At 58.5% G+C, this 12,505-nt stretch carries 16 protein-coding genes and 1 pseudogene; 3 read left to right on the top strand and 14 right to left on the bottom strand.

Annotation, left to right across the window (positions count from 1 at the left end; translation table 11 throughout):
- Positions 1 to 2 precede the first annotated feature (2 nt).
- The 13 genes and pseudogenes from KW837_RS05995 to KW837_RS05940 form a co-directional block, all read right to left on the bottom strand.
- A complete protein-coding gene (locus KW837_RS05995) occupies positions 3 to 443 on the bottom strand; it encodes a hypothetical protein (RefSeq protein ID WP_016780840.1) in 441 nt (146 codons plus the stop codon).
- 10 nt (positions 444 to 453) lie between these two features.
- The gene (locus KW837_RS05990; RefSeq protein WP_218394868.1) at positions 454 to 996 is read right to left on the bottom strand and encodes a hypothetical protein; all 543 of its coding nucleotides are present in this window, start codon (positions 994 to 996) and stop codon (positions 454 to 456) included.
- The gene (locus KW837_RS05985) at positions 993 to 2,093 is read right to left on the bottom strand and encodes a hypothetical protein (protein ID WP_218394867.1); all 1,101 of its coding nucleotides are present in this window, start codon (positions 2,091 to 2,093) and stop codon (positions 993 to 995) included. The genes KW837_RS05990 and KW837_RS05985 overlap by 4 nt, the downstream gene beginning before the upstream one ends.
- An 878-nt stretch (positions 2,094 to 2,971) precedes the next feature.
- The gene (locus tag KW837_RS05980) at positions 2,972 to 3,109 is read right to left on the bottom strand and encodes a hypothetical protein (protein ID WP_218394866.1); all 138 of its coding nucleotides are present in this window, start codon (positions 3,107 to 3,109) and stop codon (positions 2,972 to 2,974) included.
- A 129-nt stretch (positions 3,110 to 3,238) separates the two neighbouring features.
- Positions 3,239 to 3,655 carry a hypothetical protein gene (locus KW837_RS05975; RefSeq protein ID WP_225603257.1) on the bottom strand — a complete coding sequence of 139 codons (417 nt, stop codon included), beginning with the start codon at positions 3,653 to 3,655 and terminating at the stop codon, positions 3,239 to 3,241.
- Positions 3,576 to 3,950: a hypothetical protein gene (locus tag KW837_RS05970; protein ID WP_225603256.1), complete on the bottom strand. Its 375-nt coding sequence runs from the start codon at positions 3,948 to 3,950 to the stop codon at positions 3,576 to 3,578. Before KW837_RS05970 ends, KW837_RS05975 begins: the two co-directional genes overlap by 80 nt.
- 215 nt (positions 3,951 to 4,165) lie before the next feature.
- Positions 4,166 to 4,954, bottom strand: a complete 789-nt coding sequence (locus tag KW837_RS05965; RefSeq protein ID WP_218394865.1) for an enoyl-CoA hydratase/isomerase family protein — start codon at positions 4,952 to 4,954, stop codon at positions 4,166 to 4,168.
- 30 nt (positions 4,955 to 4,984) lie between these two features.
- Positions 4,985 to 5,704, bottom strand: coding sequence for an alpha/beta hydrolase (locus KW837_RS05960; RefSeq protein WP_371317107.1), 720 nt, complete (start codon positions 5,702 to 5,704; stop codon positions 4,985 to 4,987).
- 1 nt (position 5,705) lies between these two features.
- Positions 5,706 to 5,882, bottom strand: a pseudogene (locus KW837_RS29005) (alpha/beta hydrolase); the annotation flags it as partial.
- A gap of 101 nt (positions 5,883 to 5,983) precedes the next feature.
- Positions 5,984 to 6,604 (bottom strand): flavin reductase family protein, encoded by a 621-nt coding sequence (locus KW837_RS05955; protein WP_218394864.1) that lies wholly within the window; start codon positions 6,602 to 6,604, stop codon positions 5,984 to 5,986.
- Between the two features lie 232 nt (positions 6,605 to 6,836).
- Positions 6,837 to 7,250 (bottom strand): tautomerase family protein, encoded by a 414-nt coding sequence (locus KW837_RS05950; protein ID WP_123585015.1) that lies wholly within the window; start codon positions 7,248 to 7,250, stop codon positions 6,837 to 6,839.
- 87 nt (positions 7,251 to 7,337) lie between these two features.
- The gene (locus tag KW837_RS05945) at positions 7,338 to 7,805 is read right to left on the bottom strand and encodes a nuclear transport factor 2 family protein (RefSeq protein WP_192343067.1); all 468 of its coding nucleotides are present in this window, start codon (positions 7,803 to 7,805) and stop codon (positions 7,338 to 7,340) included.
- 54 nt (positions 7,806 to 7,859) lie between these two features.
- On the bottom strand, positions 7,860 to 8,255 hold the full coding sequence (locus KW837_RS05940; protein ID WP_192343066.1) for a nuclear transport factor 2 family protein: 396 nt from the start codon (positions 8,253 to 8,255) through the stop codon (positions 7,860 to 7,862).
- Positions 8,256 to 8,559: 304 nt separating this feature from the next.
- On the opposite strand from KW837_RS05940, the gene KW837_RS05935 reads away from it, so the two are divergent.
- Positions 8,560 to 9,045, top strand: coding sequence for a helix-turn-helix domain-containing protein (locus KW837_RS05935; RefSeq protein WP_218394863.1), 486 nt, complete (start codon positions 8,560 to 8,562; stop codon positions 9,043 to 9,045).
- 204 nt (positions 9,046 to 9,249) lie between these two features.
- Here KW837_RS05935 and KW837_RS05930 read toward each other — a convergent pair whose 3' ends face one another.
- On the bottom strand, positions 9,250 to 10,167 hold the full coding sequence (locus KW837_RS05930) for a LysR substrate-binding domain-containing protein (RefSeq protein ID WP_192343064.1): 918 nt from the start codon (positions 10,165 to 10,167) through the stop codon (positions 9,250 to 9,252).
- A 187-nt stretch (positions 10,168 to 10,354) separates the two neighbouring features.
- Between KW837_RS05930 and KW837_RS05925 the strand changes: the two genes are divergently transcribed.
- Together KW837_RS05925 and KW837_RS05920 are read left to right on the top strand one after the other, a co-directional pair.
- Positions 10,355 to 11,104, top strand: a complete 750-nt coding sequence (locus KW837_RS05925; protein ID WP_218394862.1) for an SDR family NAD(P)-dependent oxidoreductase — start codon at positions 10,355 to 10,357, stop codon at positions 11,102 to 11,104.
- Between the two features lie 96 nt (positions 11,105 to 11,200).
- Positions 11,201 to 12,502 (top strand): MFS transporter, encoded by a 1,302-nt coding sequence (locus KW837_RS05920; protein ID WP_218394861.1) that lies wholly within the window; start codon positions 11,201 to 11,203, stop codon positions 12,500 to 12,502.
- Positions 12,503 to 12,505: the final 3 nt, after the last annotated feature.

Genomic DNA, 12,505 nt, shown 5'->3' with positions numbered 1-12,505 from the left:
TCTCAGGGCTTGGGTGGAATGAGCGCGCGGTAGCTGTGCGTCAGTTGGTCAAGGCTAGTGGGCTCCTCCAGCATCTTATCGAGGACACGCCCCCGCTCCTGGTCGAGGGTCACCATCTGCTCATGCTCCATCTGCAGTTTGGCCATTGCCTGGGTGTGCTCATTGGAATCCTTCTGCCGCAGGCGCTCGGTTTCATGCATCTTTTGCGTAGCGTTCCATGCCACCTGCTGGGTCTTCTCCTCGGCGGCGCGCACGCGCGCCCTGCTGCCTTCAATCGAGGCTTTGCTCGCTGTGGCTTGCTTACCCCAATCGGCAAGCTTGCCGCCCGTGGTAAGAGCGGCTTTGACGATACCCGCGGCGTGGTCGAGCTTTTTCAAGGTGACCTTCTCGCTGTCGCCTGCCTTCTCGTCGGATGCAGTCTTTTGCGGCTTTGCCTTTTTCATAGTGGGCTCCTTACTCGTCTACAAGCGTGAGTGCTGCACTGAGCTGTGCGTCAACCAACTGATAATAGGTGCGCTCCAATTTCAACAAGGGCACGCAACTGGGCGCCAACGCAAACCGCTGCTGGGTCACATAATCACCCAGCCGCTTGATATGCCTGCCCAGTTTCTCCAGGTTCGCAACCCCGATGCTCAGTTTCACGTCACGTTCCTCCAGTTGATTGCGCAACGCGTCCATCTGCGCACTGAACTTCAAGTCTCGCGTCTTGGCCTGTATCCGGAATTGCTTCTCGAGTTCCTTGAGTTCACGGCGTAGTGCTTCACCTTCGGCCTCCAGCGCCTGTGTATTACTTTTAGCCTGGCGATAATCTGCATAAGCGCCCAAGGCATCCAGAAATGCCAGCCCCGCCTCGACGAAAATCAGCGGGCTGGCGGCTGCTTTTCCCGTGCGAGCCATCGTATACAGGGTGCGTGTCACGCCACTGGCTCGCTTGACCCGCTCCGTGGTTTTATCGTCCCAGTCGAACAAGGTCGCGAATACGTTGACAGTGATCATGCTAGTTCCGCCGTTTCTGTCGTCATGAGGTTATGGGACAGGATCAATGCGTCAGGGGTGCACTGCAGATGACGGCTAAATTGCACCTCATCCATGGAACACAAAAGCCGCAGAGTTCTGGTGCTGGCTTGCATGGAGATGCCTGGCGGCACGGTCACCGTGCCAAGCGCTGCTGGGACGGCTGTTTCAGGGCACATGGGTAGTTTGGAATGCCTGGCATCCTCAGCCTCGGCCACTGCGTTTTCCGCGAACCGGGTCAAGGTGCCGGAGCTGACCAACTCAAGCCGCTGAACACACGTAGGCGGCAGGTCTACTGGCCATGGGAAATGCGCAACTCGCTTAAAGGAGTGTGTAAGCTCGATCACCGGTAAGGTCAGCAGTGGCAACGCGTCTGGTTTGCATTGATTGCTGGATGTCTTCAAGCGCAGCAGCAGTTCCCCCGCAGCATACTCGACGGGCACCTGCAACTCAGCTTGCTCACCCTCGTCTTTACCAAGTTCGAACTCCCAGTGTTCGAACTCACTGGCGATCAATTCGCAATCGGCTCCCCAGCAATGTTCGAGGAGTTGTTTCAGCCCGCTCTGCTCAAGCAGCCCCCTCAGGCGGTTGGCATCATCGAAGAGCCGAGGTCGCCCTGCCCGCCCTGTTCGGCGAGGCACATTGACGACAACGGCCGAGAGTGCATCATCTGCTGGCATGGGAGGTGGTAATGTCGCGCAGTCGTCGAACATCACCATGTGCACCGCATGGCGAGAGAGGGTAAAGGCATCCATCCAGATACTGAGGCGCGAGTCCTCAAGCAAGCGCTCCACCTGCACGATGGAAGCGCCTCGCGGTGTCAGCCACAAAAGCAGGCCATCATCGCCCTCTTCTACCTGCAGATAATGGTGAGCCTGCAGGTAGGCCAACTGGTTGAGCAGCACTGCTTCGCTAAACGCCGTGACCTCGATCAACGCGGCGAGCGAAAGCTCCTGTTCGATGGCCCTCAGCAAAAAACGCGATACGCCCCCCATGCTGTCCAGCAAGCGGTGCGAAAGCGTCAGGCTGTACCGATCAAAGGGCAGTAGAAAGGTTACGGGCTTGTCGATTCGAATCAAATTCACAATCCATTGGGTGCAGATCCTTCACAAGCCGGGGGGCTCGACGTAAGCGCATGCCAGGTTATCGTTTGAAGCAGGCGGTTCTTTAGGGCGGTGAACGTTAGGCGTGCCTCAATGACGCGTGGCAGCCTTTATGGGCCATCGGCGGCAGCACGATGGTAGCCCTATGCTATATTGCGCATCGCACGTTTGGCTATGAGTAAGTGCCGACGCCTCAGTGCCGCATTAGGGAAGATGAGTAATGCAACGGTTTGAACGCAGTAAAGTCCCCCTCCAGTTTTCCGCGACAAACAGTGCAGTGCGGCTAGAGAGGAGCGGCTTGAGTTCTTCGCGCTCGGCACGCGCGAGCTCTCTCAGACACAGCAGTACTGAACGCCCCATCAACCTCGATCTGGAGGTACTAACGCACCTCCTCGCCCATCGCCTGCTGCAGTAAACGAATCGGGGCATGCATGTTTTCTCTGGCGTAAGCTACCCAGCCCATCGGTGGCTCGTGTATGCGTGGGATAGTAATCGGCAGACAGGGCACAGCATCCGGTATTCACAGTAACGGCGAAGTAGCTTATCACCAGGATAAGCAGGTTGCTGATCTCGACCGAGAGCGACCTTGCTCGATACAGGATGAGTACCAACTCTCCATATAACGCCAATGTGGAGTTACACTAAAAGCCACCCAGTGCCATATTGGAATTCTGTCAAGTATCCCCTTTCTCGCTCGCTCGTGTACTGCGTGCGAGCGGGGGCAAAACTGGGGGCACCGCTAGTTTATTTCATCCTGAAACCACCGTCTTAGAGCCGTAGTCAAATGTTCTTTGGCGACCCTGAGAGTCTTTGATTCAAGCCGTCGCACACTTAAACGCTGGATGACCGGGCACTCACAACGGCCCGCAAAAGAGCTGCAGGCACTGCTGCTGAGCCAGATGGGTGGCGACCAGCAAGGTACGCCAACCCGCAAGGTCATATGACAGCACCTGCCACACCAGCCACAGCCACAGGTAGCTGAGTTGGAACACCACCCAGGTCAATCCTGGCTATCCAAGGCGGTCAAGCATGGCGATTATCCGTACCGTCCATGATACGACGGGCTTTGGCGACCGTGTCTGCGGCCAGGCGTCCTTGCTCCACCAGTGCCTGCAGAGCCGTCAGGCAGATCGCCTGGCTGTCCACCTCGAAGTAACGCCGCAGGGCGCGCCGGGGGTGTCTGAACAGCCGAAGCCATCCGTGCCCAGCACCTTGAACGGCGCACTGACATAGGGAGCGATGAGTTGCGCATAGGCCCTGACATAGTCCGTCGCCGCCACGACCGGCGCGGACCCGCCCAGGCATTGCTCGACATGTCCCAGTGTCGTCTGCGCACCCGCCAGACGCGCGTGTTGGGCAGACCTGGCATCGCGTTCAAGCTCGCTGAAACTGGTGACACTCCAGACCTGCACCGTCACGCCCCATTGCTCGCGCAGCCGGTTCGCCGCCGCCAGCACTTCATTGAGGATCGCGCCGCTTCCAAGCAGGCGCACCAACGGCGCGTCCGACCCGGCGTCCAGTGTATCGAGCAGGTACATGCCCTTGATCACACACGAACGGGGCCAGGACCAGCACGCCTACCACCATCTGGATCAGCACGATCAGGTGCGCGGGCAGGTCCTTGAGGCGCTTGGTGATCGCCGCCGCCACGGCGTAGAAAAAGGCCGAAGCCAGGGCCAGGCAGACGCCGAGCAAGTAGTCGGCGCCGGTGGCCTGCCCACTGCCCTTGGCGGACACGAACAGCATCAGCCCGGCGAAGGCCAACAGCAGCCAGCCAACCTTGGCGGCGCTGAGGCGTTCAGCGAAAAACAGCACACCCAGACCGACCAGCATGAACGGCTGAACGTGGTAGACCACCGTGGCAATGGCGATAGAGGAATGTTTGTAGGCACTGAACAGCCTTCAGCGCCCGTAGTGCGCCCCGGTAACGATAGTGACGCTGTGCGGTTCATGCCGCTTCCAGCGCACCGATTCTTTCATGCACCTCGCCTACCCGCGCTAGCAATTTGTACATGTTCCTCTCCTTGAGTCGGTTTGCGTATGGGAAATCAATGCCCCTTGAATTCGAGCTCCAGACGCGGCGTACCGGCCTTCAGGGCCTTGATGGCCGAAGCAAGCCCGTTCTTCACGTCTTCTGTCTCGAACAAGGGCATGGCAATGTTGAACATCACATCGTCGGCCGCCTGTATACCGCCGTTGGCCCAGGCTCGCAGCAAGGCTTTGTGAGCTGCGTGGGCGCGTGTGGGGCCATGCACAAACTTCGCGGCGAACGCATGCGCCGTTGCAAACAGTTCGGCATCGGCGACGACGCGGTTGATTACGCCGAAGCGCTCCATCGTCGCGGCGGGGACACGCTCGGAAGTCAGCGCCCATTCCATGGCTCGTACGCGTCCTGCACGTTCGGCGACGCGGTAGATGCCGCCCAACAGGGTCACTAAGGCAAGCGACTGTTCCGGATGGCAGAATGTTGCGCTTTCGGCGGCAAAGATTACATCGGCACGCAACGCCAGTTCGAAACCACCGCCGGCGCACAAGCCTTGCACCACGGCGATGACAGGCAGGGTCAGACGTTCGAAGCGATTGAAGACGTCCATGTAACCCTCGAAGCGTGCACGCAACTGGCGGGGGGTGTCATCGGGCCAGGACATGATGTCGCCGCCAAAGCTGAAGCTCTCGCCTTCGGCGCGCACCAGCACGACGCGTGCGTCACTGCGTTCGATCGCGCTGACTGCCGTAGCCAGTTCGTCAACCATCTGGTCGTCGATGCGGTTTTGCGGCGAGCGATCAAGAATGATCGTTGCTATGCCGTTCTCGATGGTATGGGTGAGATGAGACATGTCGGGCTCCCGAGTTGTCGCAAGTTGAGGTTAGGAGAGGTGTTCCTTGAACCAGTCCAGCGCGGCGGTACTTGATTGATCGAATCTGGTGATGTACGGATCGAAGTGGCCGCCGGGAATCGTCACGAGGCGCTTTGGCTCAACGGCACGCTCGTAGGCGGCCAGCTCAAGATCGGTCAGCGTGATCGTGTCCTGCAGCGCGACGATCATCAGCAGCGGCGTGGGGGACACGCGCGCAATCCACGTGCCCGGTTCGTACATGCGCGCAGCGCGCGTCGAGCGCACCGTGACGCTGTTCTCCCAGGCGCCGTCGGGTACGGGCTGCAGATAGAACTCGATGGCTTCCTTGGTGCGGTACGAAGCAGGGACGGCCGGATCGGCGCTGACGATTGCCTGCCTACGCGGCGGCTCGCCGCGTGCTTGCGCGCGCTCGTCCGCCGTGAAGGCATCCTCGATGGCGGCGACAGCATCGGGCGGAATGCGGCGCAGCCCTTGCTCGAAGCCGCTGATCGTCGGCACCTGCGCGACGACCGCACGCAAGCGGCGTTCGGTTGCGCCAAGCACGAGTGCGTGACCGCCGGAATAGCTCGTGCCCCATAAGCCGATGCGCCTCGCGTCGACGGCGTCCTGGTCTTCGAGGAAGCTGATCGCGCGCCGCCAATCGGCGATCTGACACCATGGTGTCGATATCCTGGCGCGGCGTGCCTTCGCTGGCGCCGAAGTTGCGGTGATCGTGCAGGAGGACGACAAAGCCGTTGGAGGCAAATTTCTCAGCGAATGGCTCCAGGCCGTGTTCCTTCACGCCGGCATAACCATGCGCCATCGTGATGGCAGGATAGGGGGCGGTGCCGCCGGTGGGAATATAGAGCCAGCCGCGCAGCGTGACGCCGCCCTCGGCTTCGAACGCGATATCGGTACGTCGAAACATGGAAGTTCTCCTTGTAGAAAGAGGTCAGGCGGCGCCGTAAACCCTATGCGCAGCGGCAGTTCATGCCTTCCACCCTTTTGCCTCGGTCACTCGATGCCAGGTCAATTGCCTGGTCGCTCAAGCGTGAAGAGCTGCTCCGCGCCGATTTCGAAATAGTCGGCCGGCCCACCTCCGCGCAGGATCGGGCGCGCATGCGCAGTCTGATACACGCCGTCTTTGATCAGTTGCTGGTCAATGTGGATCGCTACTACTTCGCCCAACACCAGCCACGCCGGGAGCGCAACACCGCCTTGCGCCTCAAGCTGCACGATCTGGGTGACCACGCACTCGAACTGCACCGGGCTAGCCGCAACGCGCGATGGCCGTACTTTTGCGGAGGGCAGCGTCTCCAACTTCGCCAACTCGAATTCATCGACGTCCGCTGGCGCCATCGCCGCAGAGGCGTTCATCGCCTCGGCGAGTTCTCGCGTCGCCAGATTCCATACGAACTCGCCAGTCGCACGCGCATTGGCGAGCGAGTCCTTCGCGCCAAGCGAGCAAAAGCCGATAATCGGCGGCTTGTAGCTGAATAGGTTAAAAAAGCTGTAGGGAGCAAGGTTACGTACGCCGTCGTTGGAGACAGTACTGATCCAGCCGATCGGGCGCGGAGCGACGATGGCGTTGAGCGGATCGTGCCGCAGGGAATGTCCCTGCGCCGGTTCGTAGAAATGCCAATCGGTCATAGCTTTACCTCTTTGGGGACGAGCGCAAGGACTGTCGCCTACAGTGCCTCCGGCTCGGTGCGCGTGCGCAACACCATGGTCGAAGTGATGGCTGCATTCATCCCGATACCCGTCCAGAGCATGGTGTCGGATCGGAGCCACATGAGCCCCACGCCTGAGAAACGAACGAGACATTCGTTTCGAGTCAATTCTGCTGCGCCGTTTCTAAAGAACGGGGCGGCTTTCGTATTTCTTACTTGTTTACCCAAGGCATGGAGAGGTCAATGTCAGAGACCAGCTTGCCACCGCCAAAGCTCATGTTCTCCAAGGGAACGGCATACATGATCAGGCTGATATCGTCCTGGCTGACGCCCACCTTTTCTACTGCGTATCGGGTGACCAACTCCGCGAGCTTGCGTTTCTGCTCCACTGTCCTGCTCGTGCCTATCGTCACCGTTACGACCATGCGCTTGTCAGATCTCTTCATGTCAGGAAAAGTCGGATGGATGAAAAGCTCATCGTCCTTGTGCTCACTGATGATGACGAAACGGTCATCCTTGGGCGTATCCATGGCTTCATGAAGAGCGAGATTCAAGGCATCCGCCAGCGCGCGTTTCTCTTCGCTAGAGAATTTTTGAGCTGGAATGTGGGCGTGGAATATTGGCATGAGTGTTTCCTCGGTGGTGTTGTTCAGGTTAAATGAGGCGATGAAGTGCGTTTCGATGTGTGCGCTGCCTCAGCGGCCTCGGCAACCCTAGCTTTCATATCCCGGAGGAACCGAGAAAATCTCCGCCTCCGGTGGCGGCAGGTCAGCAGCGCCGTTTGGGTGGAGTGCCTGTGCCGCGGCCACCGTGTTAAGAGACTCGCGAAGCAACTTGATTTTGCCGCCCTCGGCAACGAGGTATCCCGTGAACAAGTGATGGATGAGACGTCCGGTCGACGCCGCGCGCGTTTCCGCCAGATATTCGGCGTACACCTGATCCTTCGTGTCGATCAGCACCGTGGTATTCTCGGGTTTGAAGCTGAAGCCGGGATAAAGGTTGCCGCCGACAAAATCATAGAGCTCCGCGATGGCTTCGCGCCCCTGATGGCGGGTCGGAATACCGAGCGAATGGAGGAATGGGAGTTCCAGCACGCCGTCCTCGGCGAACAGCTCAGCACATTTCTTGCCGTCGGGGACAACGGCAAGAAGGTCTAACAGCAATGTTTTTGCATCAGTCATGGTAATTGTCCTCAGGAAAAATTGGCGGCCGCCGCCAGGGGCGGCGCAGTAGGATCAGTTCGGAAAGCTGTCGCCAAACATCGGGAGCCCACTTTTCGAACCGTCGCGCGTGGCCTCGTCTTGGATAACATCCCAGTGTTCGGCGAGCTGGCCGTTTTCGATGCGGACTATGTCGACCACGATCCAGTTTGTCGGGGCGCCGAATCCTGAGAAGCGGCCATGAAGTACGACATAATCGCCCGAGGCCACGGCCAGCCCATTTTCGTAGCGAAACTCGGCGGGCGCTGCCTTGACGAGATCAAACAGGCCTTCGCGACCGGGCGCGATATAAGCACTGTGCTGGATATAGTCGGGCGACCAGAAGCGTTCGGCCGCGGCATAGTCGCGCTTGTTGAACAGCGTATCAAACGCTTCCAGCACGAAATTCCTGTTTCTCTCTTCGGTGCTCATTGGTTTTTCCTCTCTTCGTTATCTGTTGGGTTGAGGGAGGGTAGGCGGATTAAATTTCGCCATCTCCCACCGCTGTGTGGTGGGGTATGTTGGTCCGTACAACTGTAATGATCTTCGGTGAAACGCCAGCTCATCGTGCCATGTCGCCGTTACCGCATTTCGGCCATACGCAGCACCGAATTGCCGCTGTTACCCGTGTTGAAAAACCCAGATGTTCGATTCTTTTAGCGCTTGCAAAGTGCAAGTGGTTGAATAATATTTGCGCTACTTGCATAATGCAAGTGGAAATTTAAGGGGAATAGCAGTGCAGCAAACAAGACGATCGGGCTGCCCGATCAACCTGACGCTTGAGCAGATCGGCGACCGCTGGAGCCTGATCGTTATCCGCGATGTTATGTTTGAGAACAGACGCAGTTATGGCGCCCTGCTGGAGCAAAACCAGGAAGGCATCGCCACGAACATCCTCGCAAGTCGACTGAAGCACTTGACCGCGTCTGGCCTGCTGACACGATGTCCGGATCCGAAACATCAGCAGAAAGGAATTTACAGCCTCACGGAAGCGGCAATACAGCTTGTACCTCTGCTCGCACATATGGCTGCCTGGGGCGTTCGGCATACGCATCCGAGCAAGGAAGCGTCTTTGCGCGCGGAGGTGCTGGAAAAGGGCGGCCCTTCACTTTGGAGTGCCTTTATGGATGAGCTACGTTATCTGCATCTCGGTGCACCGCGTCCGGCGCGCTCAGTATTGGGCGAGCTCCGGGCCGACGACGAGCAGGCAATCGCTACTTAGTACCAATCTTTGGCGTCATGACATCCACCATGTGGTGCAAAGTGTTGGCGCTGATGCGATTTTGACCCAGGTTACTGATTTTAGCTGACCCATGTGCAGCCTCTGAAATCCCACGCAAAGTCATGATTGCTGAGTATTCGAATGGGTCAATGATCGCGTTCGATTGTCGAAATGACGGTAGTCACCCCTCGGAAGGCCATAACTCTAAAACACGAAGCTATGCCCTAACTCCCCTTCCATCCAGCTCAAAAATCGCCTGACTCTGGGAAAACTGGAGTGTGCCTTGGGGAACACTAAATGGTGGGCGGCTACCGGAGAGCTCAACGCTTCAGGGGCGACCTCAACCAGCGAACCGCTGGCCAGGTATTTTTGCGCCAGCAGCGTACTTTCGAGAGCGAATCCCAAACCGTGACTCGCTGCTTCCAGGCTCATGTAGGATCGGTCGAAACTCAAAGCGTAGGGTCTTTCGGGGCGCGCCAGGCCATGCTGAGCGAACCACTCAGGCCATCTGAGCAAGGTCGCTTCGGAAAGAATCAGGTCTTCAGCCAGAAGATCAGCTGCGTTGTATACCGCGCAGCGCGCGATCAGCTTGGGCGAGGCCAGCACAGCGAAACTCTCGTTGCGCAAGGTGCGCACTTCATAGCTGGGCCAGTTAGGCCGGCCGTGGCGAATATCGACATCGATTTTGTCCTGGCTGAAATGCAGCGATTCGTAAGAGCAAGACAAATTGATTTGGATGTCCGGGTTGGTCAAGCGAAATGACTCCAACCGGGGCATTAGCCAGAGCAAGCCAAAGCTGGGGGAGGAATGCAGCCGCAGGCAATCCAGACTCACGTCACTCGCTGCCCGCTCGGTAGCGACTTCAAGGCTCTGCAATAAACCGGAAATGTCCTTCAAGTACTGCTCACCCACTGGTGTCAGCGTCACCCCACGCGCTGCCCGCACAAACAACTGTCGACCGATCATGACCTCCAGTTTGGCCAGTTGGTGGCTGATCGCTGACGGCGTGAGGTCCAGCACTTCGGCGGCTCTTGCCAGGTTGCCAAAACGGGCGGTCTGCTCGAAGGCTTGAATTGCTCTCAGCGGTGGCAGATTGGATGAAGGGATATCGTCCTGGCGCATCAGTATTCAGCCTGTTTTTTGGTCTTGAACGGGTAGTGCCATTCAAGCATTTGCGGTCTGCATTGACGAGTGCTGAATTTTATTCATGTAGCAGTGACGTTTGCGTTATTGCTCGGCATGTCGACGGGAGCCACTCTGAGTCATCGATCGCTGAATCGAACCATAAAAACAATCAGAGGTACCCCTCATGCTTCTTCAAGGCAAAGTCGCGATTATTACTGGCGCTGCATCCAAACGTGGTATCGGCCGCGCAACGGCTGTCACCTTCGCCAAACACGGCGCCCGCGTTGTGATCCTGGATCTCGACGAATCCGCCGCCCGCGACGCTGCGGCCACCCTCGGCGAAGGCCATCTGGGCCTGGCTGCCAACGTCGCCGATGAGATGCAAGTCAAAGCAGCCGTCGCCAAGGTTGTCGAGCACTACGGCCGTATCGACATACTCATCAACAATGCCGGCATCACGCAGCCAATCAAGACCCTGGACATACGCCCGGGCGATTACGACAAGGTTCTGGATGTAAGCCTGCGCGGCACGCTGTTGATGTCGCAGGCGGTCATTCCGGTGATGCGCACTCAGGCTTCGGGCAGCATCGTCTGCATGTCATCCGTATCGGCCCAGCGCGGTGGCGGCATTTTCGGCGGCCCACACTACAGCGCAGCGAAAGCCGGTGTGCTCGGACTGGGCAAGGCCATGGCGCGCGAATTTGGCGCGGACAACATTCGCGTCAACTCCATCACGCCAGGTTTGATCCATACCGACATCACCGGCGGCCTGATGCAGGATGATCGCCGCCACGCGATCATCGAAAGCATCCCGCTGGGCCGGCTGGGCGCAGCGCAGGATGTTGCCAATGCGGCACTGTTTCTCGCCAGCGACTTGTCCTCTTACCTCACCGGCATCACGCTGGATGTAAACGGCGGCATGTTGATCCACTGACGACAGGTGTAACCACCCGCTGCCCATTAAGTTCTGGATCGAAGATACGTCGGGCCTCAAGCCCGGCGTTCTATAAAAACAAGAGATCAGACCATCATGATGACCACCATGACGCTCGACGCTGTGTCCACAGTACGCTCAAGCGCGTATCGCAAAACTGCCTGGCGATTGATGCCTTTCCTGATGTTGTGCTACCTGTGCGCTTACCTGGACCGGGTAAATGTCGGGTTTGCAAAGCTTCAGATGATGAATGACCTGTCCCTGAGCGAGACCGTATACGGGCTTGGCGCTGGCGTGTTCTTTCTTGGCTATTTCCTCTGCGAAGTGCCAAGCAACCTCATCCTCCACAAGGTCGGTGCCCGTCGCTGGATCGCGCGCATCATGATCTCGTGGGGCATCATCTCCGCCCTCTTCGCCTTCGTAGAAACGGCCTGGCAGTTCTATACGCTGCGCTTTCTGCTCGGTATCGCCGAAGCGGGTCTCGCGCCGGGCTTGCTGCTCTACCTCACTTACTGGTTCCCCTCCTACCGCCGCGCAAAAATGACCGTGCTGTGGTTCATCGCCATCCCGCTCTCAGGAATGATCGGCGGGCCGCTCTCAGGCTACATCATGACCCAGTTCGCAGGCTTTCATGGCTGGGCGGGCTGGCAGTGGATGTTCGTGATTGAAGCCATTCCGACGGTTATTGTTGGCCTGATGGTGCTGGCTTACCTCAAAGATGGCGTTCACCAGGCGACCTGGTTGACTGATGAAGAAAAAACACTCGTCAGCAAAGAGCTGGCCGAGGACAACAGCCGCAAAGTCACCCACGCATCGGTCGGGGCATTCCTGCGGGACCGCCGCCTGTGGACGCTTGCCTGCATCTACTTTTGCGTGGTCATGGGCCAGTACGCGATCACCTTTTGGCTGCCGACGCTCATCCGTAACGCAGGTGTTGCCGAGCCGATGCACATCGGCTTGCTCACCAGTCTCCCCTACCTGTGCGCCATCGTCGCGATGGTGCTGATGGGGCGTAGCGGCGACAAACACCAGGAGCGCCGCTGGCATCTGGTCGCACCGATGATTGCCGGCGCGCTCGGCCTCACTTTGGCTGCGGTGTTCGGCGGCAACCTGATGCTGTCGGTATTGAGCCTGTGCCTAGCGGCTGCCGGTGTGCTGTCGGCGTCGTCACTGTTCTGGATGCTGCCTACCACGTTGCTTGGTGGTGTCTCCGCCGCTGCCGGGATCGCCGGAATAAACAGCTTTGCCAATCTTGCGGGGTTCTGCTCGCCGTACCTGATTGGATGGATCACCACCACTACCGGTTCGAGCGCCATTGGCATGTACCTGATTACCGGTGTGCTGTGCATCGGTGCTTGTTTGGTGCTGCGCATTCCCGCCGCTTCGGTCAATCGTTGAGTT

The organism is Pseudomonas sp. PDM24 (assembly GCF_019218905.1).
Taxonomy (GTDB): domain Bacteria; phylum Pseudomonadota; class Gammaproteobacteria; order Pseudomonadales; family Pseudomonadaceae; genus Aquipseudomonas.
Note: the sequence above shows the minus strand (reverse complement) of the source record. Positions and strands in the feature narration are given on the sequence as shown.